This window comes from Hyphomicrobium zavarzinii ATCC 27496, from assembly GCF_000383415.1.
Classification (GTDB): domain Bacteria; phylum Pseudomonadota; class Alphaproteobacteria; order Rhizobiales; family Hyphomicrobiaceae; genus Hyphomicrobium_C; species Hyphomicrobium_C zavarzinii.
This window is the reverse complement of sequence record NZ_KB911255.1, coordinates 98,977-123,977: the sequence shown is the minus strand read 5'-3', so window position 1 is coordinate 123,977 and position 25,001 is coordinate 98,977. Positions and strand designations below refer to the sequence as shown.

Here is a 25,001-nt window from a genome sequence, read left to right as displayed (position 1 = left end):
CTCCACGCGCCTGTCGCGCACGGCGCCACCTCGAAATAAATATCGTATTACGATATAAATTCGGAACGCAAGCCCTGCGTGACACAAGGGAGCTGAGAGGCGAGCGCACCCGAACTTCAGCGCGCGTCGCCTGAAGGCGCACTCTTTTTCTGGGAGTCCGCTATTACGGCCAGTTCCTCAACACGGCGCTCTGGCACTGCGCCCGCGAGCGGCAGCCTGGAGAGCATTTTCGAGACTTCGCCATTCGTGCCGGCCATGCGCGGCGGTCAGGAAACCCAGTCTCACTTGTCCGGGAACACCGTCTTCCAATCGCTCTTCATATCGACGACCGTCCAGCCCTTCGCCGTCGCCTCATCAAGCGCTTTGTCGAGCTTCCCGACATGGGACGCGCGGTCATAGGCCCACTCCCGATCCGCATCGGTATGATGGACGACCCCCATGAACCGCGCACCGTGTCCCGCTGCCGTGTACTGCAGCATCTGCAGATCGCCGTCCGAGTTGCCGAAGGCGAGGATCGGGCGGCGCCCAATGTAGCGGTTGATGCCGACCGGCTTGCCAGGACCGTCGTCGACGAACTCGATCTTCGGCTCCTTCGTCAGCCGCGCGATGCCATCCGGACCGATATCGAATTTCACGACGCCCGACGAGCCCACCACCTGCTCGGGCGGTATCCCGTAAACCCTTTCGGCGAAGCGGCGCATGAACTCCACTCCGCCGCCGGAGACGATGAAGGTCTTGAAGCCGCGAGCGCGCAGATAGGAAAGAAGCTCCAGCATCGGCTGGTAAGCGAGCGACGTGTAGGGACGCTTCAAGCGCGGATGCTCGGCGCTCTCGAGCCAGCCGTCGACGATGTCGCCGAACTTCTCTGTCGTGAGCCCGGCATGCGTGGCCGCCATGATCTCGAGCAGCCCGTGCTCCCCGGACGCCGCGACGCCCTTGATGTCACCCTCGAGCACGCTCTTGAACGGCTGCTTCTGCTTCCATTCAGGATTCTCGCTCGCCAGCGCAGCAATCCGATCCAGCGCGAAAGCGAGCTGGAAATATACAGGCTGCTCCGCCCACAGCGTCCCGTCGTTGTCGAACACGGCGATGCGCTCGGCTGGCGCCACGAAATCCGGCCCGCCTTCCTGGGTCACGCGGTCGACGAAATCGACGATCGCCGTCTTCGACTTGCCGTCGTTCCAGGAGGGCAGCAAATCCGATAGAGGGTCCTCGGCCCGGAGGGAAGCCGGGCCGGCGGCGAACGCGATCAGCGCCAAGAGCAGGACACGCGGCGCGAAAACGGCAAGACCAGCGCGCATAGTCGTCTCCATAGGCGAGCGGACCCTCGGGCCTCACGGGCCTGACGCGCGGCCCGCCGGCGTAAGCGGGCAATCAGTCCGAACCCTTGGAGCCGCTTCGAACGCCGTCAGAACTTGATCGGCCGAGAAGCTTCTGACGGCAGCCAGCGCTGATCCCGTGAGCCCGCGAAATAAATCAAGAAAAACAGCCAAACCGGCACAGGCGCATCGTCGAGAAACTTCAGTATGACAGGCCTTCGCGTCTCCGCTCGAAGCCCTTATCTAACACGCTTAGCCAACTCTCCGCTATTGGCCCGTCACGGCGACCAGTGGCTGTCGTCGGCGTAGTCGGAGGGCGGATCGGCTTCGAGCTCATTCGAGCGCGCGCGTATTCTCTTGATCCCATCCGCCAGCGCCTGCAGCGCGGCGGCCTCCGCAAGCTCCTCTGAGCTCAGCACGTCACCCAGCGCCCGCTTGTTCACGAGCTCTGTCGCACGCATCTGCGCGTTGAGCTGCTTGATGATGCAGGATTGCAGGTCGCCTCCGCCCGTGAGCGCGATGATCCGACGCTGAGCTTCGGCCCGCACCGTATCCGCCGTGACGACCGCCTGCGCTGAAACGCCTTCGAGCAGGCCCGCAGCCGCGAGACCCAGATACTGCTCCTCCGTGTAAAGGTTGCTCGCGCCGCCGCCGAAGTCCACGTCCCACAGTCTCTGCATTCGGGCCTCCTACACCAGCCAACGATTGACACCCGGAATGACTCCGATGTTCGTGTCCACATCGGTCAAGCCGCCCATGAGCGCCGGGCACGCAATGAGATAGCGGTGCCCCGACAGCGCTGCGTAAATGTTCATCGCCGACGGCTGATAGCCGGTCGTGAGATAGGGAGGCTGGCTGTCCTGATTGCAGAGCGAAACCCAGCCATCGGCAGGGCTCACGAGATAGTTGCCCGCCGACTGCAGAACGCCATCCTTGTACGATCGTTGATTGTCGACGACCCGCCACAGCACCGGGGCATCGAGCGCGAGCAGGTACATATGAAAGGTCGCGGCCGGCGGACGGGGACCGAACGACGGGAACAGAGAGAGATAATAGTTCGTGCTCGCGAGCGTCTGAGGCGACGACGCGGTGCCGGATCCCATCGTGATCTGCGCGACGCGAAACTCCACGCCGTAGCGGCGATAGGAAGCCCCCCGGATCTTGTCGATCAGCGCCTTGATGTTCGCGCTCAGCGCTCCTGCCGCACCGCCATAATCGTTGTTGTTGGTGATGAACTTCCCGGCATCGGCGGCAACCGAGCCATTGTAGACGGAGAGATAGGACGGGAACGAAAAGGCTCCGATGGTTTCCGATGCCGCCGAGTTTCCGCCGAAGCGGCCGCTATCCGCATAGAGATTGATGGCGAAGTTCGAGATCAGATTCGCGCGCGGAGCCTGCCGCCTGCGCGTGTAGCTATGGCAGGTCCAGTTGCCGGATGCGTCGGAGGCGAGCACGGCCGTATCACCCGCTTCCGTGAGAATGTTGTCGGAACCGGGGAGGATGAGCGACACCGCATTGTGCGTGAGGGTCAACGCCCCTGCGAACAGAACGCAGCGGAGCACGTTCGGAACCGTGCCGAGGCTCGTGATCGTCGTCGAGCCGGTGATGCGCACGCGCTGAGAGCCCGCCGCCCCGACGTCGCACGTCGCCGCCGACGCCACATCCACCTGACCGGACTTGAACGCAACGCCGCCCGTGCTCCTGCTGATGACGATGGCTTCTTGCCAGGCGCTCCCGTCGGCACTGACCTTCACATGAAAGTCGTCGTCGCCCGTGAGACCGAACTCCGCCCGTCCCGAGAACCCCGTCTGGAACAGCACGCTTCCCGTATTGGCAGCCGCGGCCTTGTTGATCTTGAGTTGGTGGCCCGCCCCCTCGTGATTGAAGAGAGACGCGGGCGATGCGACCGAAAGGCGATTGGTTGTATCCGCGGTCGCGTTCACGCCCACGAGCGGCACCGGGTTCACGCCTCCGCCGCTCGCCACCCAGGTCGTGCCGTTGAACGCGTAGACCGTATCCTCGTCCGCCACCCAGGCCCGCCAGCCCTCGAGCGGAACATGGAAGGCCCACGCGCCATCCTGGTAAGCCGCGATGTGAGTCGCATGACCGACCCAGGCCCCCGTCGGAGCCCCCGCGACGATGTAGCGGGCTCCCTCCGCAGGCGAGCCCGGAGGCGCAGCGAGATCCTTGTCCATCACCGACAGCTGCACGAGCGCATCCAGCGCGCGCAAAGCCTCGTTGTGCGTCACATGCTTCTGCGACTGCGCAGCGAGAATGTAGGGCAGCTTGAGATTCGAGGTCTGATCCATGGGTCGCAAAAACTCATCGGCGAGGGCGTTGGATCGACACTATGGCGGCGCGCGCATCGGCGAGGATAACTGCGTCCGCACGGGGATTTAGCGGATGAAGCGCGCCATTCCCTTGCAATTGACCGGCAGAACCGCTACACCCGGCAACAGATCCGGGCAAAATCCACGATAAATTTCAATGGGTTGAGTATTCGTGGGTGTGCCGCCATTCCGACCCCCGAGGCCCGAGCCATGTCAGCCCCCACCATCACGCTCCACACAGGCGATCTTCCCGCCAACGTCACGTTCAAGGGCAGCGTCGCCATCGACACGGAAACGCAGGGCCTCAACCCCCAGCGCGACCGGCTCTGCCTCATCCAGCTCTCCGCCGGCGACGGCACCGCCCATCTCGTGCAGCTCGATCCCGGCGGCTACGACGCCCCGCGTCTCAAGGCCCTCCTCACCGACCCTTCGGTGACCAAGATTTTTCACTTCGCGCGCTTCGATCTGGCCGTCATCGAGAAGTACCTCGGCGTCACCGTGTCTCCCGTCTACTGCACCAAGATCGTCTCCAAGCTCGTTCGCACCTACACAGACCGTCACGGCCTGAAGGACATCACCTCCGAGCTCCTGGGCATCGAGCTTTCCAAGCAGCAGCAGAGCTCGGACTGGGCGTCCGCAACGCTCAGCCAGCAGCAGCTGGCCTATGCGGCCGCCGACGTTTTGCATCTGCACGCCCTCAAGGCGAAACTGGACGCCATGCTGGAGCGCGAGGGCCGCACCCATTTTGCCAAAGCCGCCTTCGAGTTCCTGCCCACACAAGCCAAGCTCGATCTGGCAGGCTACGGCGAGATGGACATTTTTTCCCACTGAGCGGGGGTACCGCCTCGGCGGAGGCGTTGCATCTGAAAGAAGGAAACATCTGAGGATTTCAGGGGGCTGGCCGCTTTTACAGTCCCAATCTCACCCCAATTTCACGCGATTGTCCGCCAGCCTTCGCACGTGCAACACTGCCCGCCTTGAGCCGCCGCGCCATAGGCTGTGTGCGTGTACCCAGGGACTTGAGCATAGGAGCCCTCCGCCGGTTTGCTCGCGGACAAGGTCCGTGATGTCCGAACGCGGGAAACCCCGATGGTTATGACTGCCGACCAGAACATGACACCGATGGCAGGCCGCCGCACCGGCGATGGCCTCGTCATGGCCGAGGTCGACCGCACGCGCGAGTTTCGCAAGGCACGCCGCCGCACCATTGTCGTTCGCACGCTTCGCCTCGCCTGTCCGATCCTTGCGATCGGCCTGCTCGGCATCTACGGACTGACGATCGCGCGCACCGCAGGGCTCGTCGGCAGCGAGACTTTGCCAGAGATCGCCGTCCGCAAGATCCTCCCCGAAGACCTCTCGATGAAGAACCCGCGCTACGAGGGCTACAACAAGGACGGCGGTAGCTACGTCTTCATGGCGAAGACCGCCCAGCAGGATCTGAAGACCCCGAACGTCATCAAGCTCAACGGCATCACGGGCGAGGTCTACCAGGCCGACAAGACAAGAACCGACATCGCCGCCAGCCGCGGCATCTTCAACAACACCAAGCGCGTGCTCGATCTCTTCGACGAAATCAACGTCGTCTCGCAAAGCGGCCTCAAGGCGAAGCTCACGCGCGCGACTATTCTTATCAACGAGGATCTTCTGAAATCGCCCCAGCCGGTGGTGGTGGAATTTCCGAGCGGCTCCGTTCGCTCGAAGGAGATGACGCTGCGCCAGAAAGCGCGCGAGGCCACCTTCGTCGGAGACGTCCTGGTTGAGCTCACGCCTCCGCCGGACGAGAAACAGAAAGACCCGGCTGCCGAGGCCGCGCCCCCGAAGGATCCGAACAACAGCGCGCTGTTCACGCCTGCCAACGGCCCGATCAACATCGACGCCAACCGCCTCGACCTCAACGACGGCAGCAAGACCGCGCTGTTCACCGGAAGCGTCCGCGCACGCCAGGGCGACTCGCACATCACCACGCCCGAGCTCGAGGTCTCCTACGAGGGGGAGGGCATGATGGGCGCAACGGCGCCGAGCCCGCAGGCCGCCGACGGCGCCGCGCCGTCTCAGTCCGGCCCGGCAGCTCAGTCCGGTAAGGTGCGCCGTATCGTGGCAAAGAAGCCCGTGGTGATGAAACGCGCCAACGGCGACGTCGTCACCAGCGACACCGCCGATTTCGATGCCCAGGCCGAAACCGCCGTTCTCACCGGCGAGGTGATCATGACCTCCGGCACCGACCGGCGCGCCGCGAGCGAGCGCGTCGAGATCAACGAGACGGCGGGAACCATCCTGCTGACCGGCGATGTCGTCGTCACCCAGGGCGGCAACGAGCTGAGGGGCGGCCGCCTCGCCATCAACCGCACGCAGGGAACGGCCGAGCTGACCACCCCTCCCGAAGCCTCCTACGGACCGGGACGGATCAGCGCGCGTCTTCTGCGCGGACCCGACACGCCCAATCGCAAGAAGCAGCCGGCCAAATCCGATCAGGCAGAAGCGGATGGCGCAGGCGCTTTCGGCTCCTTCAAGACCAATCCGAACGCCCCCGTCGAAATCACCGCCGACAGCCTCGACGTGAACGAGCAGCGCAAGGTCGCCGTCTTCCGCGGTGACGTGGACGCCTCCCAGGACACGTTCAAGATCCGCTGCGCGCAGCTCTCCGCCTACTACAAGGGCGCCGCCGGTCTCATGGATGCCGCCAACCCAGGCGCCACCCCGGGCAACGGCGAGAAATCGAGTGCGGAGCTGACCCGCATCGAGGCTCGGAAAGACGTTCAGGTCACCTCCAAGGACGGCCAGACGGCGACCGGCGACTGGGCCGATTTCGACACCAAGACCAACAAGGTGACGATGGGCGGCAACGTCGTGCTGTCGAAAGGCAAGAGCATGGTACGCGGCACCCGCCTTCTGATCGACATGACGACGGGCGAGAGCAAGATCGACACCGCGCCCCAGAACACCGTCTCGGCCCCCTCGGGCGGCGGATGGGTGACGAAGACACCGGCAGAACCCGCGGGCGAAGGGAAAGGCCGCGCCAGCGCCGTGTTCTTCCCGCAGGAGCTGAAGAAGGACGAGGACAGCGGCGCCAAGAGCAAGGCGAAAGCCCCAAGCGCGGCGACCGACGGCTGGTCTGCGACGGCGGAACCCAACTCCGCGACCGCGCCGGCGAATTGACATCTGCCATCGGAACCGGCTCGAATACCGAGCATCGAGGTCGATGGTGCCCTATTTTGGATTTTGAGCACGGCAGATTGCCAGCATGAAATTGTGGCCCTTCCGCTCCGCACCCGTTGCACAGGACGCCGATCCGTACGGCGCGCAAAACGGAGCGGGCGACCCCTACGGATACACGGCCGACGATCAGACCTTGGCATCCCACCAGGGATGGCTCGTCGCCGAGAACGTTCAGAAAAGCTATAAGAAGCGCATGGTCGTGCGGGGCGTGAGCCTCGCGGTCGGCCGGGGTGAATCCGTCGGCCTCCTCGGCCCCAACGGCGCCGGCAAGACCACCGTCTTCTACATGATTACCGGCCTCGTTCCCGCCGACGCCGGACGCATCTCCATCGACGGCCAGGACGTAACCCGGCTTCCGATGTACCGGCGGGCCCGCCTCGGCATCGGCTATCTACCTCAGGAAGCCTCCATTTTCCGCGGCCTGTCGGTCGAGCAGAACATCATGGCCGTGCTGGAGCTGGTGGAGCCGAACCGCAAGCAGCGCAAAGAGCAGCTCGACAGCCTGCTTGAGGAATTCCACATCACCCGCCTCAGGAAGTCGCCCTCCATGGCGCTTTCGGGCGGTGAGCGCCGCCGCTGCGAGATCGCGCGCGCACTCGCCTCTCGCCCCTCGTTCATCCTGCTCGACGAGCCGTTCGCGGGCATCGATCCGATTGCGGTGGGCGACATTCAGCAGCTCGTCCGCCACCTGACGGACCGCGGCATCGGCGTCCTCATCACGGATCACAATGTACGTGAGACACTGAGCCTTATCGATCGCGCCTACATCATCTACGATGGTCAGGTTTTGACACAAGGTAAGCCCGCGGAAATCATAGCGAATGAAGATGTCAGGCGCGTCTATCTGGGAGATATGTTCGTTAACACACGTTGAGTATAGCCTGGGCCTTGGACAAGCCTTGGACCGTGGACTGATGAGCCTGGATAGGCCCGAAGCCTTGCGCACCCAGACACCGCGATGCATGCGCATCGCATCTCGGGACAAATTCGCCCCGGGCTTTCTTCGTGCAGTATCGCGCCTTCGGCTGCTGTCTGAGCGACCGCCGGAATTGAAAGTCTGAGCATGGCGCTGACGGCAAAGCTCGAGCTGAGGCAAGGCCAGCAACTGGTGATGACACCCCAGTTGCAGCAGGCCATCCGCCTGCTTCAGCTTTCCAATCTCGAGCTCGGCCAGTTCGTGGAAACCGAGCTTGAACGCAATCCCCTCCTGGAGATGGACGACACGCCCGAGGCGGCCCCCAAGGCCGAGCGCGAAGCAGAGCCCGAAACGCCGTCCGAGCGCAGCGAGCAGGCGGGCGACGACGAATGGCTGGATCTCGGCAAACCCGTGGCCGAAGCCGACGGCGGCATCGACGGTGACTATGACGGCGCTTTCGTTGACAACGGTGCCTCGCCCAACGGCCCCGACGGCGGCGAGTCGGGCTGGGCCAGCCTGCGCCAGCGCAGCAACTCGTTCTCGGACGACGACATCAATCCCGAAGCCTTCGTCTCGAGCGAGCCGTCGCTCCGCGATCATCTGAGCGAGCAGCTCCCGCTGGCCGTCAAGGATCACGTCGAGCGCCTCATCGGCCAGCACCTGATCGACATGGTCGACGAGGCGGGCTACCTGCACGCCGACCTGGACCAACTTGCCACCAAGCTCGGCGCACCCCTCGCTCTCGTCGAGAAAGTTCTCGCCACGTTGCAGACGCTCGATCCCCCTGGCGTGTTCGCGCGCTCTCTGGCCGAGTGCCTCGCCCTCCAGCTCAAGGAGCAGAACCGCTACGATCCCCAGATCGCTGCCCTGCTGGACAACCTCGATCTCCTGGCCGCTCACAATCTGCCCGCCCTGCGCAAGGCCGTGGGCGCGGACATGAGCGAGATCACCGACATGATCGAGGAGATCAAGCACCTCAATCCGAAGCCTGGCCTGAAGTTCGGCTCCGTCCAGCTTCAGCCTGTGGTGCCCGACGTGCTCGTCCGCCAGGGCTCGGACGGCGGCTGGATCATCGAGCTCAACAGCGACACGCTCCCGCGCGTTCTCGTGAACCGCACCTACTTCGCCCAGGTCAACAAGACGACGCGCACCGAGAAGGATCGCGGCTATCTGCTCGAATGCCTGCAGACCGCGAACTGGCTCGTCAAAAGCCTCGACCAGCGGGCCCGCACCATTCTGAAAGTCGCCGAAGAGATCGTCCGGCAGCAGGACGCCTTTTTCACCTATGGCGTCCAGCATCTGAGGCCGTTGAACCTCAAGACCGTCGCCGACGCCATCTCGATGCACGAATCCACCGTCTCGCGCGTCACCTCGAACAAATACATGGCGACCCCGCGCGGCATCTTCGAGCTCAAGTACTTTTTTACCTCAGCCATCCAGGCATCCGGTGAAGGCGAGGCCCATTCCTCGGAAGCCGTCCGCCACCGCATCAAGCAGATGATCGACGGCGAAAGCGCCAAATCGATCCTCTCGGACGACAAGCTGGTGGAGAAGCTGAGAGCGGAAGGCATCGACATCGCCCGGCGCACCGTCGCCAAATACCGGGAGGCCATGCGCATCCCGTCCTCCGTGCAGCGGCGGCGCGAAAAACAGCTCGCCGAGCGCATGGCGCGCTGACCCGCGTCAGAAACCCAAAGGGTATCCCAGACTTATCAACCGCAAGTCGCAGACGCCCAGGGCCTGCGAACACATACGCAGGCCACTGCGTAAGATTCTGAGTTCGCGCGTAAATCGAACCGGCTTGGTTTCAAGCGAACGGCCGCTTGTACGCATGAGTTGCCGCGACACATCACCTGTTCCGCGGCGCAAGATTGACTCCCCCCGCAGCCCGGCCTAGCGTGACGCAATCGTGCGCCGCGCAGGCGGACACCCAAAACTAAAGAATTGGAATAATTAAAGAAAATAGACGCGAGACGCCGCTGGAAAGCTATCCGATTTTGATGCTAGACAGCGGGGGATGACCCGAGAGACGGGAGCCGCGAACACTGGTATCCTCTTCGCACCGGAGCCCCAGAGGCCGAAAAGATCGGCGGGAACCGGACGCGGAATTCGATGTTACTCAAATCGCCATGATTGGCGGATAGGGAACGCAGGTCACGGCGAACTGAACGTTGTAAATCGACGAGCCGGCAAGCGGCTGGATTGATCCAATGTCGGGGGAAACTGTGGGGTGGGCCTCACGCGTTTGAAGCACCTGAAATCTCGTCGAGACGGACGTGTAACTGAGCGTCATTACGAGTGAGGTAGGGGCAGCGCGGTCTTGGAGCTGACAGCAGACATCGATTTGGCCGCCCCGGCCTGCCGGGCGGCACGATTGGTGCATAAATTGATGCAAATCGAGCGTTGATCGGTAAGACGCACGACGGCGTCCCCGTCTAGCGAGGGGCACCGAGGCGCCAAAGAGAAAACGTTGATCGACAGCCGAACACTGGCGATCACAGACCCGATGGGACCGGACACATGGACTTAGGCGATCTTCTGGCACCTGGCGGAATCTACCCCGCATTCGAAGCAACGAATAAGAAGCAGGCTCTCCTGGACCTGTCCGCGCACGCGGCCGAGGTGACCCGCCTCGATCCCCGGACGATCTACGACACGCTGCTTCAGCGCGAGCGTCTGGGATCCACGGGCCTGGGTCGCGGCATTGCCGTTCCCCATGTCAAACTCAATGGAATTCAGGGCATTGTTTGCCTGTTCGCCCGGCTGACGAAGCCGATCGACTTCGAGAGCCAGGACGGCGAGCCCGTCGACCTGATCTTCCTGCTTTTGGCCCCCGAGCACGCGGGCGGCGACCACCTGAAAGCGCTGGCGCGCATCTCCCGCCTGGTGCGCGAGCCGGCTGCCCTTGAGCGCCTGCGCACCGCCAAGGATCTCGCGAGCCTGAAGCGCGCGCTTCTCCAGCCCGCGACCTCTCACGCCGCCTGAGCGCCGGCCAAGTACCCCGCCTTCACAATCGACGTGAAGACGCGGCACCCACAAAAGAAAATGGCTGCCTGATTTAACAGGCAGCCATTTTTGCTTTTTTGCCGGATATTTGGGCAGGCAGCCCTAGCCATAGACCGCGAGCGCGGCCAGACCGACGAAGCCCACCGCAATGCGCCACCAGGCGAACGGGGCGAACCCGTGGCGGCTGATGAAGTCGAGTGCGAACTTGACCACCACCACCGCCGTGAGGAACGCCGTCACGAAGCCGATGCCGATGGGAAGCGCGTCTGCCACCTTGAGCAGCCCCCAGTTCTTGTAGAGATCGAAGGCGAAGGCGCCCGCCATCGTCGGCATGGCGAGGAAGAAAGAGAACTCAGCCGCCGTCCGCTTGTCCGCGCCGAGCAGAAGCCCGCCGACGATGGTCGATCCGGACCGCGACACGCCGGGGATCAGTGCCAAGCACTGGAAGAGACCGATCCCGAACGCGCGGGCCGGCGGAATTTCCGTTGCGTCGTCATAGCGAACGGTGAGCGCCAGCCTGTCGACGGCGAGCAGGATGACCCCGCCCGCGATCAGCATCAGGCACACGAGCACCGGTGTTTCGAACAGCACGTCCTTGATGAAATCGTGCAACAAGCCGCCCAAGACCGCCGCCGGCAGGAACGCCAAGGCGAGAGCGACCGCAAATCGCTGAATGCGCGGATCGGACGGCAGCGCCCACACCATGTCCAGCAGATACCGGAAGTAGACGAACACGATCGCCAGGATGGCGCCAAGCTGGATCAGCACCTCGAAAGTCTTGCCCGGGCTATCGAAGCCCAGAAAATGTCCAGCTAGAAGAATGTGTCCCGTAGACGAGACGGGCAGGAACTCCGTAAGCCCTTCCAGGAAGCCGAGCAGAATGGCATGCCAGATCGCCATATAGAGCGCTCTCCGGTTTGTTGCGAGAAATCCAGTCCAGGGGACATGGACAGGGAGGGAGGGGCAAAACTGAGACGAGGCTCGGTAGCACGTTTAGCCAAACGAGGATACGGTTCGTGCGCTGCAGTCCCATGACACGCCGTCGGACACCGGAAAGCGGCGCCAACGCGAGACTTGCCCGCCCTCGACACGACGGGGGAGACGCTCCGGTCCTGCGAGAAAAGCCCGCGGAATTTTGATGCCATGCACACGTTGACGCATTTCAGGCTCTGCCCAAAATCGCGCTCCATCCGCATCGCCCTCGCAGAGATCGGCGTCGAGGCGGAGCTGGCCGAAGAGCGGCCCTGGGAATGGCGCCCCGCCTTCCTCGCCCTCAACCCCGCAGGCGAGTTGCCGGTGCTGGCGCTCGAAGGCGGTTTCGTCCTCTGCGGCGCCTATGCCGTCTCGGAATATTTCGCCGATCTGCTCCACAATCTCGAGAAGGAAGGCCGGCCCGCCCCCTTGTTTCAAGGCTCCAACGAGGACCGCGCCGAGCAGCGGCGGCTGGTGGACTGGTTTCATGGCAAGCTCGATCGCGAGGTGACGCGCGAACTGCTATACGAGCGCGTATACGGGCATCTCATCCCGGACAAGGGCCACGCGCCCGATCCCGGCGCGCTCCGCGCCATCCGCGCCAACATCCGCTACCACCTCGGCTACGTGAACCACCTCGCCCATGAACGCCGCTGGCTCGCGGGCGACGAGATGAGCTTTGCGGACATGGCGGCCGCCGCTCACCTCTCCTCCATCGACTACCTGGGCGAGGTTGCCTGGGAGGACTACCCGTCGGCGAAATCCTGGTACGCCCGCATGAAGTCGCGCCCGTCCTTCCGCGCGCTTCTGGCCGACCGTATGCCGGGCATCTCGCCCGCACCTGTCTACGCCGATCTCGATTTCTGACATGCAGACCGACACGCCCGGCAGCGCACCGAAAACGACGAACCCTCCCCCGCGCGACGCTATCAAGCGTGCACTCGGCGAGCGCGCACGCGCGGCCGGCTTCGAGATCATGCGCATCACGCGCCCAGGCGCCATTCCGCAGGCGGGCGAGCGGCTGATGGCGTTCCTGGCCGATGGCCGCCACGGCACTATGGACTGGATGGAGGCAAATGCCGACAGGCGCGGCGACCCGCGGCAGCTTTGGCCCGAAGCCTGCACGGTCATCATGCTCGGCATGAGCTACGCTCCCGAACGCGATCCCATGGAAGCGCTCGGCGAGCCCTTGCGCGGCATTGTCTCGACCTACGCCAAGCGCGCCGACTACCACGACGTGATGAAGCGCAAGCTCAAGGAGCTGGCCGGATCGCTCGAGCGCGAGACGGGCGAAGCCGTGAAGGTGTTCGTCGACACCGCTCCCCTCATGGAGAAGCCGCTGGCTGCGGCCGCCGGCCTCGGCTGGCAGGGCAAGCACACCAACCTCGTCTCGCGCGATGCGGGCTCCTGGCTGTTCCTCGGCGCCATCCTGACTACCGCCGATCTTGAGCCCGACACACCCGAGCGCGACCACTGCGGAAGCTGCAGCCGCTGCCTCGACGCCTGCCCCACGAAGGCATTCCCCGCGCCCTATCAGCTCGATGCGCGCCGCTGCATCGCCTACCTCACCATCGAGCACAAAGGACATATCGCCGAGGAGTTCCGCGAGCCCATCGGCAACCGGATATTCGGATGCGACGACTGCCTCGCGGTCTGCCCCTGGAACAAGTTTGCGGGCGAGGCACGCGAAGCCCGCCTTTCGACGCGGATCGAGCTGGACGATCCCCCCCTCGCCGATCTGATGGCGCTCGACGACACGGCATTCAGGCTTCGCTTTCGTGGCACGCCGGTGAAACGAACAGGCCGCGACCGCGTGGTGCGCAACTGCCTGATTGCGGCCGGAAACGCCCGCGACACCGGCCTGCTTCCCTCCGTCGCCTCCCTCTTGGGTGACCCCGCGCCCATCGTGCGCGCCATGGCCGTCTGGGCTTACCGGCGCCTCGCTTCACCCGAGGCCGTCGCCGCGGCCCGCAACCTCCACTATCCGGGTGAGCTCGACCCCGACGTTCGCAAGGAATGGGACACCGGAACGACATCATGACCAAGCTCTTCTGCTTCGGCCTCGGCTATAGCGCCGAAGCCCTCGCGCGCCGTCTCGCAACTGCCGGATGGACCATCGCGGGAACCGCCCGCACGCCGGAGGGCGTGGCCCGCATCGCGTCGTTCGGATACGAGGCCATCCTGTTCGATGGCCTGACGGCGGCGCCGCAAGCCACCGCGTCTCTCGAATCCGCCACCCACGTCCTGATCTCCGCGAGCCCCGACGAGCAGGGCGATCCGGTCCTGCGCCTCCACGGAGACGACCTCGTCCGCGCCGCCAACCTGCGCTGGATCGGCTACCTGTCGACCATCGGCGTCTACGGCAACTCGGACGGCCAATGGATCGACGAGACGACGACGCCACAACCGAGGGCCGAGCGCACCCGCCGCCGCCTCGAAGCGGAGAACGGCTGGCTGGCATTCGGGGAGGTCAGCGGCAAGCGCGTGCAGGTGTTTCGCCTTGGCGGCATCTACGGTCCCGGCCGCAGCGTGGTGGACGACCTGCGCGACGGCACCGCGCGCCGCATCGTGAAGCCGAACCAGGTGTTCAATCGCATCCACGTGGAGGACATCGCCACCGTCCTCGCCGCCGCCGCCAACGGCGCGGGCCGCGAAAGCGTCTACAATGTCACCGACGACGAGCCCTCCCCCTCACAGGATGTAATCCTGCTGGCCGCCCGCCTGATGGGCGTCGAAGCTCCCCCGGAAATCCCGTTCGAGACCGCCGACCTCTCTCCGATGGCGCGCAGCTTCTATGCCGACAACCGGCGCGTCCGGAACCGGCGCCTGCACGACGACCTTGGCGTGACGCTCGCATTCCCCACCTACCGGGAGGGAATTGCCGGCATTCTCGCCGGTACTGAGGGATAAGCGGCGCGAAGCCGTCACGCTCCATCCTCTTTGTTGCCGAAATCGCGGTGAATGATCAGTCATATCGTTTGAGCACGGAAACGTCCGGCTCGAGCCAATTGGTATTTGTGATTTTTTACCGATGCAGGTCGCTCCATGACAGGTCGAGGACGCTTTCCGCTCTTGGCGATGATGGTTGGGGCGTGCTTCCTCGGAGCCGAGATCTCGGCGGCCGACGACAAGGCCGCCCACGCGCTCGCTGAAAGGTTCGCCGGAGGCGCCGAGAAGGAGGAGGCGAAGAGAACGGCCAAACGAAAGGCTGAGGACGCCCGGCGCCAGACGGCCGAGGAAGCCGAGATGCTGAAACGCGCCCGCGCCGAAGCGGAGGAGCGCAAGGCCGCCGCCGACAAGGCGCGCGCCGAAGAGGAAGCTCGCGAGGCGCGGCTGGAGGAAGAGCGCCGCATCGCTGAGGAGCAGCGCCTCACGGAGGAAAAACGCATCGCCGAGGAGAAACGCGCAGAGGAGGCCCGCCGCGTCGCGGAGGAGCAGCGCCTCGCGGAGGAAAAACGCATCGCCGAGGAGAAGCGCGCCGAGGAGGCCCGCCGCCTCGCTGAGGAGCAGCGTCTCGCCGAGGAAAAACGCATCGCCGAGGAGAAGCGCGCCGAGGAGGCCAGCCGCCTCGCTGAGGAGCAGCGTCTCGCGGAGGAAAAACGCGTCGCCGAACAGAAGCGTGCCGAGGAAGCTCGCCGCGTAGCGGAAGAGCAGCGTCTCGCTGAAGAAAAACGTATTGCCGAGGAACGGCAGAAACGTCTCGCGGCCGAACGGGAGGCTGAGCACACTCGCCTGACTGAGAAGCTTCTGAAGCTCCAGCAGCAACGAGCCGAGCGCAAGCAGCTCACGGAGAGAGCCCCCATGGGTCTCGGCGCGCCCGCAGCTCCCGTCATCGCGGCACCCGCAAAGCCGGAGCCGCCCCACACCGATGTCGTCACGGCCCCCGCGCCGGCCACGCGCGTTACAATTCTCCTGGTCATGGATTCCGGCACCAACGGCATCCGCCGTTTCGGAAAGAAGACGGCCGATCCCGTCATCTGCTCCGGCCCCACCTGCTGGGTGAGCTCCGGCACCAGCCGCGGTTCGCTCACCTTGGCGCGCGGCCAGGCGCTCGGCCCGGCCAACACGCTCGGCCGCCGCGCGGCCGCGTGCAACCAGCACCTCGCCTGCGTGTTTCGCGATGTGGACCTTAAGACGCGCGCCGCGTCGATCCAGCCCATCGATCTCCGGATCATGCGTCACGACCGCCGCCAGCCGCTGACGCTGGAGGCCGATCACTCCTGCCGAGTTTCCGGTGGCACACTCGTCTGTGACAAGGTGTTCGCCACCAGCACATGGCGCGCGTGGGTGGTGCCCGAGTCCGTCGCCGCCAAGGCCGGTCCCGCAGCCATCGAAGCGGCACTCGAAAGCCGCCTCGGCATCAAGCCCTCTGCGGCCCTGGACGCTTCGCGCCTCTGAGCGGCATCAAAAGCCGGTGTCTCCCTCGCTCGGGCGTCATGGCGAAGCCGTGCCTGCGCAACGCGCTCGCCCACTCCGAAACGGTCCGCAAGACTTTCCTAACCATTACTTCCGAGTTACGCCCGCAACCGCCCCTGCCGCACTCCGATCCGGAATAATTTTACGGGTTTGAGACGAACCTTGCTCATGGTTGACGCCAGAGTTTTGCGTAAGCGGACGTGCGACCATGGCTATCCTTTCTCACGATGAACCAGACGATCTTTCGTCATCCGCGAGGCCCCGTGCCCGCTCCGGTCTGGAGCAGGCAATAAAGGGCGTCGCCCGCGTCATCGACAACGCCTTCAGCGACAAGCGCCGCAGCATCTCGCGGCCGAAGCTGCTGTTCGCGACAAGCCTGGCCGACGCCTTCATTCTCGTCGCAACCGGTCTCCTCGCATTCCGGTTCGCAGACGCTAGTGCGGCATCACATCTCGCGAGCCTCACCTGGATCGCTCTGATCGCGCTCGCCACCACGCTGGAGCTGCGCCGCAACTGGTCCTACTCGATCCAGGCCCTTCGCCTGCCGACGGAGCAGATCGGAAAAATCGTAAAAAGCACAGTCACCGTGTTTTGCGTGGCTGCAGGTGCGGGCTACCTGATTGGCTTCTCGCCCTTCGAGCCGCTGACGGGAACCGTGTGGCTCATGTCTGCGATCGCACTCATCGCCGCCCTCCGCTTCCCGCTCGCCAGCGTTCTGGAAAACCTCACCGACGCCGGGCGGCTCGTACGCCGCACCGTGATCATCGGCGGAGGCCCCGACGCGGAAACGCTCATCTCCACCTTGATGGACGACAACCGGAAGGAAGTCTCGATCCTCGGCGTATTCGACGATCGCGCGGATGAGCGCTCGGCCGACAGCATCAAGGGCTATCCCAAGCTCGGCACCTTCGATCAGCTTCCGGCCTTCTGCCGAAACGCTGGCGTCGATCTGATGATCGTCACCGTCCCCATGACGGCCGAGAACCGCTTGATGCAGATCCTGCAGCTTCTCTTCACGCTGCCGGTCGACATCCGCATCTCCGCCTTGAGCTCCAAGCTGCGCCTAAGCTCGCGTGCGTACTCCTATATCGGTCGCGTGCCCATGCTCGCGCTGATGGACCGCCCGCTGACCGACTGGGATCGCGTGATCAAGAACATCGAGGACCGCGTGCTCGGCACGCTGCTGTTCCTGCTGGCAGCCCCGGTGATGGCGCTCGTCGCGCTTGCCATCCGGCTCGACAGCAAGGGCCCGATCCTCTTCAAGCAGCGCCGCTACGGCTTCAACAACGAGCTGATCGAGGTCTACAAGTTCCGCTCGATGTACACCGACAAGACGGACGCCACCGCGAGCAAGCTCGTCACCAAGGACGATCCGCGCGTGACGCCCGTCGGCCGCTTCATCCGCAAGACGAGCCTAGACGAGCTTCCGCAGCTTCTGAACGTCATCAAAGGCCAGATGTCGCTCGTGGGCCCCCGCCCGCACGCCACCGAGGCCAAGGCCAGCTCCGACCTCTACCAGACCGTGGTTGGCGAATACTTCGCACGCCATCGCATGAAGCCGGGCGTGACCGGATGGGCGCAGATCAACGGCTGGCGCGGCGAGACCGACACACATGAGAAGATCCAGCGGCGCGTGGAGGCCGATCTCTACTACATCGACAACTGGTCGCTGCTGTTCGACCTCTACATCATCGCCGTCACGCCGTTCGCGCTGATGACCGGAAAGAACGCGTACTGACCGTGGCGTCCAGCATCTCATTTCCATCCGCAGAGGCGGGCGACGGGCGGGCCGGCAGACGCCGGGCACCCGCACGCCTCCATCGCCCCGTTGACGGCAGCGCTGCGTGGACCATCTCCGCCAGCCTGCTCGCCGGCATTGCCGTGGCCGCTGCGTTGGGAACGAGCTCGATCGTCTTCTCGGAACCGGCCGTCGCCGACATCCTGATGGCGGCCGTCATCGTCGGCCTGCCGATGCTCGGCGTCATCCGCTTCGGCAACCTCGCGATCCTGAATGTCGTGATGTGGATGATCTTCGTCGCGCTCGGCCTTGCCGCCTGCTCGGTCTCCACCAACATGGGAACCGCCATCACGCATCAGGTGGTGACGCTGTTCCTTGCGCTCGGCGCTTTCGTTCTCGCCGGATACATCGCGCAGGATCCGGAGCCGCGCTTCCGGCTCATCATGATTTTCTACATCATCGGATGCCTGCTCGCGGCCGCGGCCGCCTTCGCGGGCTATTTCCGCATCATCCCGTCCGCCTACGACCTCTTCACGAACTACGGGCGCGCACGCGGCACCTTCAAGGACCCGAACGTGCTCGGCGCCGCGCTCGCGCCTGCCATCGTGGCAACAGCCTGGGCCACATTGCGCGAGCCCATCCGCAATGCAGTCATCGCCGCCGCCGTCTGCCTGCCGCTCTGCCTTGCGCTTCTCCTCACGTTCTCGCGCGGCGCATGGATCTCGACCGCGCTCTCGCTGCTGGTCGCCGTGTGGCTGGCCCTCGTCACCACGCGGCGCGCATCGGATTTTCGCCGCCTCGCGATCGTCGCCGCCATCGGCACCGGAACGCTGATCGCCGTGCTCGGCGCCGCGCTCCAGCTCGAAGCGGTCCAGGGTCTATTCCAGGAGCGCGCCAGCCTGGACCAGTCCTACGACGTGGGACCCGAAGGACGCTTCGGCGGACAGGCTAAGGCCGTAGGCCTCATCCTCGAGAACCCCTTCGGCATAGGTACGCATACGTTCCGTGACACCTATCACCACGAAGAAGCGCACAACGTCTACCTCAGCCAATTCATGAATGCCGGCTGGATCGGCGGCACGCTCTACGCCGTCTCTGTGTTCGGAACGCTGGCCGCGGGCTTCTATGGGCTCCGGAGGAGAAACGCGCTGCAAGGCCCCCTCATCATCGCCACCGCTTCCTTTGCGGGCGTGGTGTTCGAGGGCTTCGTAATCGATACCGACCACTGGCGTCATTTCTTCATCCTGATGGCCCTCATCTGGGGTCTTGTCGATGCTGAGCCGCCCGCGCCGAGCCAGGAGAGGCGACGCCATGATTGAAGCCCGCGGCGAGCCGCTGACCCTCTTGAAGACTACGCTCAACGAGCTGTGGAACAGCCGCGCCAAACACGCCGCGAGCTGGAACGCAATCGGCGTCTTCGCCATTCGCGCCGCGAGCGCCGCACTCCTGTTCGCCACGCAGGTCGTTCTCGCGCGCTGGATGGGCGCCTCCGAATACGGCCTCTACGTATCGGCCTGGACGTGCGTCCTCGTCGTCGGCGGCATCTCGCACTTGGGCTTCAACGTCGCCATGATGCGGCTTGCCCCGCAGTATCAGGCAAACCAGGACTACGCGTCTTTCCGCGGCCTATTGAATGGCGGGCGCCTCGTCGCCATTGCGTCCGCCGCCGCCATTGCAGGTGTCGGCCTTGCTGCACTCTGGATTTCGAGCACCGAAAGCGGCACAGCGCTTGCCGTGCCAATGGCGCTCGCCCTTCTCTGCCTCCCGCTCTACGCCTTGACCGATGTGCAGGATGGCCTCGGCCGCGGCCAGGGCTGGACCATTGAAGCCATCGGCCCGCCCTACATCGCGCGCCCCCTGATGCTGCTGACGCTTGTGCTCGTCGTCTCCATGCTGGGCTATGCCGCCAACGCCGTGACCGGCATGACCATCGCGCTCGCCGCGACCCTGTTTGCGGCCGTCCTGCAGACCGTCCTGCTGGAGCGGCGCGTCGAGAAGTCCGTACCCGCGACGCAGCCGGCCTATGCCTTCTCCACCTGGCTCAAGATTTCGCTGCCTCTGCTGGCGGGAAGCATCTGCGATCTGGTGATCCAGAACGCAGATGTCCTCATGCTCAATCTCTTCCGCCCCTCCGGCGAGATCGGCATCTACTACGCCGCAGCCAAGACGGCCGGCCTCGCGCTGTTCGTGCACTACGCCGTGGGATCGGCCTACGCGGGCCGCATCGCGGCCGCCCACGCCCTGGGAGATAACGCTCAGGTGCGGGAGCTGGTGCGCAATTCCGTCCGCTGGACGTTCATACCCTCGGCCGCCGTCACCCTCGGCATCCTGCTGGTGGGCTATCCCGTGCTTGCGCAGTTCGGCCAAGGCTTCACGGACGCCTATCCGCTGATGTTCATCCTCGCTGTCGGCATTCTCGCCAAGGCGGCCACGGGGCCGGCCGACACCATCCTCAACATGCTGGGCCATCAGCGCGCGAGCGCGATCTCCATCGGCCTCGCCGCCGTCATCTGCGTGACGCTGAACCTGATCCTGATCCCGCTGTGGAGCGTAGCCGGAGCCGCCGTCGCGACTGCGACCTCGGTCGTGGCCGCATCCGCCTTCAACTGGTACGCAGCACGCCGCCTCGAAGGCTTGAACCTGTTCATCCTGGCGAACATCAAGCGCCCGGAACCAGCGTCTCGATAAGCCCGTAGAGCTTCTCGAGGTCTTGCGGGCGCGACATGCGGTGCTCGCCATCCGCGACCTCCGTAATCCGCACCCAGTCTCCGGCCAGAACGGACTTGAGCTCACGCGCGTGCGCAATCGGCACATCGCGGTCCTCGCCCCCCTGCAGCACGAGCACCGGCCGCCCCGGATCGAACCCCGCGCCCTTGATCAGATGCCGTCGCCCGTCCTCGATGAAACGCTTGGTGATGGGGTAGCCGGCCGGATCATAGTCCGAAGCGCGCACCCACTTTCCCTTCTCCATGATCTCGCGGCGGATTTCCTCCGAGAACTCGTTCCACATCAGCGCCTCGGTGAGATCCCAGGCGGGCGCGATCAATACGAGGCCGGGCACGCGCTGCGCCTCCTCGGGCGCAGTCGCCATCAAGTGCCGCAGCAGAATGAGCGCCAGGTGCGCCCCCGTGCTCGATCCAACCAGGATCTGCGGCCCGCGCGTCACCTGCTGGAAAACGGCCGCGGCCTCTTCCAGCCAGTCGCTGAGCGTGGCGTCCTCGAACGCGCCGCCCGAGCGGCCGTGCCCGGAATAGTCGAACCGCGTGAAGCCGAGCCCGCGCGCCGCCGTCCACGCCGCCAGCGCCTCGGCCTTCGTCGACATCATGTCGGATTTGAGCCCGATCAACCAAAGCAGACCCGGCCCGCCTTCCTGGGCCGGCGCCTGGGATAGATAGGCAATCTTGCGCGCGTCCGAACCGCTGCCGACTGTGATGAATTGCGGATCGCTCGCGCTCATCCTATGAAACCCCCGTGCCCTGCTATCTAAGTGCTGTGTAATCGACGTGCTAACGATCGGAGGCCGGACTTGGCCCTCACGCGCCCCACCATACTGCAGATCATCCCGGAGCTCGACACCGGCGGCGCGGAGCTGTCCGCGGTCGAGATCGCCGACGCCATCGTCCGCGCGGGTGGGCGCGCCCTCGTGCTGTCGGAGGGAGGCCGCCTCGCTCCACGCATCACCGCGACGGGCGGAGAGTTCGTACCCTTCGCCGCCGCCACCAAGAACCCCGCGCGCATCCTCTGGAACGCACATGTCATCCGCCAGATGATCGAAAACGAGGGTGTCGATCTCGTCCACGCCCGCAGCCGCGCACCGGCCTGGAGCGCAATGCTGGCCGCGCGCCGCGCCGGAAAGCCGTTCGTCACCACCTATCACGGCGCCTACAATGAGAAGACGCGCCTCAAGAAGGCCTACAACGCCATCATGGCCAAGGGCGACACCGTCATCGCCAACTCTCAGTACACAAAGCGGCTGATCGAGGAGCGTTACGGGACGCCCTCGGACCGCATCCGCGTGATCTATCGCGGCGTCGACGGCAGCAAATTCGATCCCGCAGTCATCTCGGAGGAGCGCAAGGCCGCCCTCAGAGCCCGCTGGCGCGCAGCGCCCGGCACCAGGATCGTCCTGCAGCCGGCGCGACTGACCGCGTGGAAAGGGCAGAGCACGGTGATCGAGGCCGCCCGCCTCCTCAAGGCCGATAACCGGCTCGGCAACACCCTGATCGTGCTGGCGGGCGATGCCCAGGGCCGCGACTCCTACCGCCAGCGCCTCGAATCCGAGATCAGGGCCGCGGGCCTCGAGGACAACATCATCCTGCCGGGCCACGTGGAAGACGTGGCGGCGGCCCTGGCCGTCTCCCACCTCGCCATCGTCGCATCCGTCGAGCCGGAAGCCTTCGGGCGGGTGGCCACGGAGGCGCAGGTCATGGGCTGCCCCGTCATCGCGACGGATATCGGCGCCCCCCCGGAAACCGTGGCCGCCCCTCCCAAATTCAAAGCTGAAGAGGCGACCGGCTGGCTGGTGCCCCCGGGCGATGCCTCAAAACTGGCCGCCGCCATGGCGGAAGCCCTGAGCCTGACCCCGGACGCCCGCGCCGCCCTGGCTGGCCGGGCCCGCAACCGGGTGCTCCAGAACTTCAGCCTGGAAAGTATGCGCCTAGACACGCTCGACGTTTACGACCGCCTGCTCGGCACCCAACTTCGGGCGTCGTATAAGTAAATTCCTTAACTCATCCCCATGGCTCTGCGTTGCATAAACCCATCGCAGCTTGACTTGCGGCCGGTTCTTCTCAATTCTCCGCCCGGATAGTTCGGCAGTCCACGGCAGAACGGCCACCCAAATTGCGGGGCGAGGCCGTTGTTTTCTGATTGAAGGTGCCGTAGCTATTGCCGATTGAACTGAAACCACTGATGGAGACTTAACATCCGCAAGCCTATGCGAGGCGCTTCCGAGCGCGAGCCGACCGGTCCGAAGATCAATGATGCGATCCGGGCGCGTGAAGTACGGCTTATTGACGAAACCGGGCAGAACGTCGGCGTCGTATCGAAGGTTGACGCCATCGCCCGGGCTGAAGCGGCCGGATTGGATCTGGTCGAAGTTTCTCCGGATGCCGAACCTCCGGTTTGCAAGATTCTCGACTTCGGTAAGTACAAATACCAAGAACAGAAAAAAGCTGCCGAAGCCCGCAAGCACCAGAAAATCGTCGAGATCAAAGAGATCAAGATGCGTCCCGGCATCGATGATCACGACTATGACGTGAAGATGCGCGCCATCAAGCGGTTCTTCGAGGAAGGCGACAAGGTCAAGGTGACCCTGCGCTTCCGCGGCCGTGAAATGGCCCACCAGCAGCTCGGCATGGCCGTGCTGGTCCGCGTCAAGAACGATGTCGAGCCGATCGCGAAGGTGGAATCCGAGCCGCGCTTCGAAGGCCGCCAGATGGTGATGGTGCTCGCGCCTAAGTAGGACGAACCCTCCCTCACCGGGAAAAATGAAAGGGCGGCCGCACACGCGGGGCCGCCCTCGATTTTTTTGCGATCGAGGTCCCGGGCTCAGTACGCCTGCTGCACCTTGGACTTGTGCTGATCGTGGCGCATCACCTTTCGGGTCTTCTCCCAGCTCTCACCTTCCAGGTTATTGGCGGCTTCACGGCTCTTGGATTCGAGCTTGTCGAGTGCCGAGATGGAGGCCGCGGGCGCCGCAGCCGCGCCGGCGCCGAGCGCGCTCTTCTGCTTGTTGAGGTACATGGCGTTGTCCTCGAGCACCTTCCGGGCCGCCGTTACATCGCCTTTGTCACGCAGCTCCACCGCACGCTCGCTATTCTCGGTCGCCACCTGCTCGGTCACCTGGCTCATCACGGCCTTGTTGAGGCTCGCTTCCGCGTCCTTCGCGTTGTCCGTGAAGCGGGCCTTAACCCCGGCCTTGGCCGAGGCACGTGAGCCGCTTTCGAGGCTCAGATAGTCCACGTCTACGCTCGCGACCTCGCTGTCCCCGGCCGAGACTGCCGACGAGGGCGGATCGAGTTCAACCACCACATAGCGCTCGTTGTCCGCCTGAAGCTGGTTGAGCTTGAGCGTGATGCGGCTGCCCGAGATCTCCGCCTCGCGGCCGAGAACGCGCTTCGGCGTGAAGCCTGACTTGCACTCGATGGTGATGGTGATGTCGCGCGCCGCGATGGACAGGGCGTCACCGAACTCACGGTCGAAGATCTCCGCGAGATCGCTTGGCCGCTCCACGAACACGTGATTGCCGTCGCTCGCCGCTGCCAGCCGCTGCATCAGATCCTCATTGTATTCGAGGCCGAGACCGATGGTGGAAACGGTGATCCCCTTGCCGGCCAGCTCCCGCCCCAGCGAGGCGAGCTCGCCCGGCGTGCTGGGGCCGACATTGGCAAGCCCGTCCGACAACAGCACGACGCGGTTGACCTTCACGTCGGAGCGGAAGGCGCGCACCTGCTCGCCGCCCTCCTTCACGCCCGCATAGAGCGCCGTCGTACCACTGGCTTCGAGTTTGTCGATCGCGCGTTCGAGCGCTCCGCGCTCGGAGCCGAAACGGCCCGCCTTCTGCAGCACGTCGACCTCGTGATTGTAGGAGACGAGCGAGACGATGTCGTCGGACCCGAGCCGTTCGAGCGCCGCATGTGCGCCCTTCTTGGCCGCCGCCAGCCGCTCACCGCTCATGGAGCCCGAGCGATCGACGACGATCGCCACGTTGATCGGCGCACGCCGCTCCTTTGCTTGCGCGGCAAGCGTCTTGAGAGAGAGCCTGAGATAGACTCGGTCCCGGCTCTTGGTATCGATGACGGAGTGGCCGAGCTCCGCCCCTAGCTGCATCTCCGCAGCCCGGGCTTCGAGCCCCGGAACCGCGACGGCGCCGCACAAAGCTGCCAATCCGAAAAGAGAAGAAAGCGTGCGCATGGGCGACATGAAAATCTCCTCAAAAAATAAAAACGAAACCGCAGAATAAATGCGTGCGCGGGCGGAATAGTGCGAAACTCATGTCGGAATGACGCAGCGCCGATGGCAAAAAAAAGAAAGCCCGCGTGCGGCGCTGCCGCCACGCGGGCTTCTACGTAGAGACCGGCTCGTCG

The 25,001-nt window shown here is 64.7% G+C and carries 20 protein-coding genes; 14 read left to right on the top strand and 6 right to left on the bottom strand.

The genetic code is table 11. From position 1 onward, the window contains the following. Positions 1 to 281 precede the first annotated feature (281 nt). The 3 genes from F812_RS0100575 to F812_RS25130 all read right to left on the bottom strand — a co-directional run bounded on the left by F812_RS0100575 (position 282) and on the right by F812_RS25130 (position 3,628). Positions 282 to 1,301: an HAD family hydrolase gene (locus tag F812_RS0100575; RefSeq protein WP_020084008.1), complete on the bottom strand. Its 1,020-nt coding sequence runs from the start codon at positions 1,299 to 1,301 to the stop codon at positions 282 to 284. 296 nt (positions 1,302 to 1,597) lie between these two features. Further along, positions 1,598 to 1,999: a hypothetical protein gene (locus F812_RS0100570; RefSeq protein ID WP_020084007.1), complete on the bottom strand. Its 402-nt coding sequence runs from the start codon at positions 1,997 to 1,999 to the stop codon at positions 1,598 to 1,600. A 9-nt stretch (positions 2,000 to 2,008) separates the two neighbouring features. Next, positions 2,009 to 3,628, bottom strand: coding sequence for a DUF2793 domain-containing protein (locus tag F812_RS25130; RefSeq protein WP_020084006.1), 1,620 nt, complete (start codon positions 3,626 to 3,628; stop codon positions 2,009 to 2,011). Between the two features lie 231 nt (positions 3,629 to 3,859). On the opposite strand from F812_RS25130, the gene F812_RS0100560 reads away from it, so the two are divergent. The 5 genes from F812_RS0100560 to F812_RS0100540 all read left to right on the top strand — a co-directional run bounded on the left by F812_RS0100560 (position 3,860) and on the right by F812_RS0100540 (position 10,766). Then, positions 3,860 to 4,480, top strand: a complete 621-nt coding sequence (locus tag F812_RS0100560; RefSeq protein ID WP_020084005.1) for a ribonuclease D — start codon at positions 3,860 to 3,862, stop codon at positions 4,478 to 4,480. A 258-nt stretch (positions 4,481 to 4,738) separates the two neighbouring features. Further along, entirely contained in the window at positions 4,739 to 6,805 is a 2,067-nt protein-coding gene (gene lptC, locus F812_RS22020) for an LPS export ABC transporter periplasmic protein LptC (RefSeq protein ID WP_083929017.1), read from the top strand. An 85-nt stretch (positions 6,806 to 6,890) separates the two neighbouring features. After that, complete coding sequence (gene lptB, locus F812_RS0100550) at positions 6,891 to 7,739, top strand: LPS export ABC transporter ATP-binding protein (protein WP_020084003.1); 849 nt, start codon at positions 6,891 to 6,893, stop codon at positions 7,737 to 7,739. A gap of 189 nt (positions 7,740 to 7,928) precedes the next feature. Beyond that, positions 7,929 to 9,458 carry an RNA polymerase factor sigma-54 gene (gene rpoN, locus F812_RS0100545; RefSeq protein ID WP_020084002.1) on the top strand — a complete coding sequence of 510 codons (1,530 nt, stop codon included), beginning with the start codon at positions 7,929 to 7,931 and terminating at the stop codon, positions 9,456 to 9,458. A gap of 843 nt (positions 9,459 to 10,301) precedes the next feature. Beyond that, positions 10,302 to 10,766 (top strand): PTS sugar transporter subunit IIA, encoded by a 465-nt coding sequence (locus tag F812_RS0100540; protein ID WP_020084001.1) that lies wholly within the window; start codon positions 10,302 to 10,304, stop codon positions 10,764 to 10,766. A gap of 123 nt (positions 10,767 to 10,889) precedes the next feature. On the opposite strand, the gene F812_RS0100535 is transcribed toward F812_RS0100540, so the two are convergent. Continuing rightward, positions 10,890 to 11,687, bottom strand: a complete 798-nt coding sequence (locus F812_RS0100535) for an undecaprenyl-diphosphate phosphatase (RefSeq protein ID WP_020084000.1) — start codon at positions 11,685 to 11,687, stop codon at positions 10,890 to 10,892. 243 nt (positions 11,688 to 11,930) lie between these two features. On the opposite strand from F812_RS0100535, the gene F812_RS0100530 reads away from it, so the two are divergent. From F812_RS0100530 to F812_RS22000, 7 genes are all read left to right on the top strand, one after another. Then, a complete protein-coding gene (locus F812_RS0100530; RefSeq protein ID WP_020083999.1) occupies positions 11,931 to 12,626 on the top strand; it encodes a glutathione S-transferase family protein in 696 nt (231 codons plus the stop codon). 1 nt (position 12,627) lies between these two features. Further along, a complete protein-coding gene (queG, locus tag F812_RS0100525) occupies positions 12,628 to 13,800 on the top strand; it encodes a tRNA epoxyqueuosine(34) reductase QueG (protein WP_020083998.1) in 1,173 nt (390 codons plus the stop codon). Further along, the gene (locus tag F812_RS0100520; RefSeq protein ID WP_020083997.1) at positions 13,797 to 14,669 is read left to right on the top strand and encodes an SDR family oxidoreductase; all 873 of its coding nucleotides are present in this window, start codon (positions 13,797 to 13,799) and stop codon (positions 14,667 to 14,669) included. The genes queG and F812_RS0100520 overlap by 4 nt, the downstream gene beginning before the upstream one ends. 135 nt (positions 14,670 to 14,804) lie before the next feature. Beyond that, positions 14,805 to 16,157: a hypothetical protein gene (locus F812_RS25125; protein WP_156827156.1), complete on the top strand. Its 1,353-nt coding sequence runs from the start codon at positions 14,805 to 14,807 to the stop codon at positions 16,155 to 16,157. A gap of 226 nt (positions 16,158 to 16,383) precedes the next feature. Further along, positions 16,384 to 17,913 (top strand): undecaprenyl-phosphate glucose phosphotransferase, encoded by a 1,530-nt coding sequence (locus tag F812_RS22010; RefSeq protein WP_020083996.1) that lies wholly within the window; start codon positions 16,384 to 16,386, stop codon positions 17,911 to 17,913. 2 nt (positions 17,914 to 17,915) lie between these two features. Beyond that, positions 17,916 to 19,232 carry an O-antigen ligase family protein gene (locus F812_RS22005; protein WP_020083995.1) on the top strand — a complete coding sequence of 439 codons (1,317 nt, stop codon included), beginning with the start codon at positions 17,916 to 17,918 and terminating at the stop codon, positions 19,230 to 19,232. Beyond that, positions 19,225 to 20,601 (top strand): lipopolysaccharide biosynthesis protein, encoded by a 1,377-nt coding sequence (locus F812_RS22000; RefSeq protein WP_020083994.1) that lies wholly within the window; start codon positions 19,225 to 19,227, stop codon positions 20,599 to 20,601. Before F812_RS22005 ends, F812_RS22000 begins: the two co-directional genes overlap by 8 nt. On the opposite strand, the gene F812_RS0100495 is transcribed toward F812_RS22000, so the two are convergent. Then, a complete protein-coding gene (locus F812_RS0100495) occupies positions 20,573 to 21,370 on the bottom strand; it encodes an alpha/beta hydrolase (protein ID WP_020083993.1) in 798 nt (265 codons plus the stop codon). The two genes, F812_RS22000 and F812_RS0100495, sit on opposite strands and share 29 nt — an antisense overlap. 69 nt (positions 21,371 to 21,439) lie before the next feature. On the opposite strand from F812_RS0100495, the gene F812_RS0100490 reads away from it, so the two are divergent. Both F812_RS0100490 and infC read left to right on the top strand, forming a co-directional pair. Continuing rightward, a complete protein-coding gene (locus F812_RS0100490; RefSeq protein WP_020083992.1) occupies positions 21,440 to 22,633 on the top strand; it encodes a glycosyltransferase family 4 protein in 1,194 nt (397 codons plus the stop codon). Between the two features lie 216 nt (positions 22,634 to 22,849). Further along, positions 22,850 to 23,377 carry a translation initiation factor IF-3 gene (infC, locus tag F812_RS0100485; protein ID WP_020083991.1) on the top strand — a complete coding sequence of 176 codons (528 nt, stop codon included), beginning with the start codon at positions 22,850 to 22,852 and terminating at the stop codon, positions 23,375 to 23,377. Positions 23,378 to 23,463: 86 nt separating this feature from the next. Here infC and F812_RS0100480 read toward each other — a convergent pair whose 3' ends face one another. Further along, on the bottom strand, positions 23,464 to 24,837 hold the full coding sequence (locus F812_RS0100480) for a vWA domain-containing protein (RefSeq protein ID WP_020083990.1): 1,374 nt from the start codon (positions 24,835 to 24,837) through the stop codon (positions 23,464 to 23,466). Positions 24,838 to 25,001: the final 164 nt, after the last annotated feature.

What these genes read in the sequence shown, in the direction of transcription:
- F812_RS0100575 (WP_020084008.1), bottom strand. Translation starts at nt 1,301, where the DNA reads ATGCGCGCTGGTCTTGCCGTTTTCGCGCCGCGTGTCCTGCTCTTGGCG.
- F812_RS0100570 (WP_020084007.1), bottom strand. Translation starts at nt 1,999, where the DNA reads ATGCAGAGACTGTGGGACGTGGACTTCGGCGGCGGCGCGAGCAACCTT.
- F812_RS25130 (WP_020084006.1), bottom strand. Translation starts at nt 3,628, where the DNA reads ATGGATCAGACCTCGAATCTCAAGCTGCCCTACATTCTCGCTGCGCAG.
- F812_RS0100560 (WP_020084005.1), top strand. Translation starts at nt 3,860, where the DNA reads ATGTCAGCCCCCACCATCACGCTCCACACAGGCGATCTTCCCGCCAAC.
- lptC (WP_083929017.1), top strand. Translation starts at nt 4,739, where the DNA reads ATGGTTATGACTGCCGACCAGAACATGACACCGATGGCAGGCCGCCGC.
- lptB (WP_020084003.1), top strand. Translation starts at nt 6,891, where the DNA reads ATGAAATTGTGGCCCTTCCGCTCCGCACCCGTTGCACAGGACGCCGAT.
- rpoN (WP_020084002.1), top strand. Translation starts at nt 7,929, where the DNA reads ATGGCGCTGACGGCAAAGCTCGAGCTGAGGCAAGGCCAGCAACTGGTG.
- F812_RS0100540 (WP_020084001.1), top strand. Translation starts at nt 10,302, where the DNA reads ATGGACTTAGGCGATCTTCTGGCACCTGGCGGAATCTACCCCGCATTC.
- F812_RS0100535 (WP_020084000.1), bottom strand. Translation starts at nt 11,687, where the DNA reads ATGGCGATCTGGCATGCCATTCTGCTCGGCTTCCTGGAAGGGCTTACG.
- F812_RS0100530 (WP_020083999.1), top strand. Translation starts at nt 11,931, where the DNA reads ATGCACACGTTGACGCATTTCAGGCTCTGCCCAAAATCGCGCTCCATC.
- queG (WP_020083998.1), top strand. Translation starts at nt 12,628, where the DNA reads ATGCAGACCGACACGCCCGGCAGCGCACCGAAAACGACGAACCCTCCC.
- F812_RS0100520 (WP_020083997.1), top strand. Translation starts at nt 13,797, where the DNA reads ATGACCAAGCTCTTCTGCTTCGGCCTCGGCTATAGCGCCGAAGCCCTC.
- F812_RS25125 (WP_156827156.1), top strand. Translation starts at nt 14,805, where the DNA reads ATGACAGGTCGAGGACGCTTTCCGCTCTTGGCGATGATGGTTGGGGCG.
- F812_RS22010 (WP_020083996.1), top strand. Translation starts at nt 16,384, where the DNA reads ATGGCTATCCTTTCTCACGATGAACCAGACGATCTTTCGTCATCCGCG.
- F812_RS22000 (WP_020083994.1), top strand. Translation starts at nt 19,225, where the DNA reads ATGATTGAAGCCCGCGGCGAGCCGCTGACCCTCTTGAAGACTACGCTC.
- F812_RS0100495 (WP_020083993.1), bottom strand. Translation starts at nt 21,370, where the DNA reads ATGAGCGCGAGCGATCCGCAATTCATCACAGTCGGCAGCGGTTCGGAC.
- infC (WP_020083991.1), top strand. Translation starts at nt 22,850, where the DNA reads ATGCGAGGCGCTTCCGAGCGCGAGCCGACCGGTCCGAAGATCAATGAT.
- F812_RS0100480 (WP_020083990.1), bottom strand. Translation starts at nt 24,837, where the DNA reads ATGTCGCCCATGCGCACGCTTTCTTCTCTTTTCGGATTGGCAGCTTTG.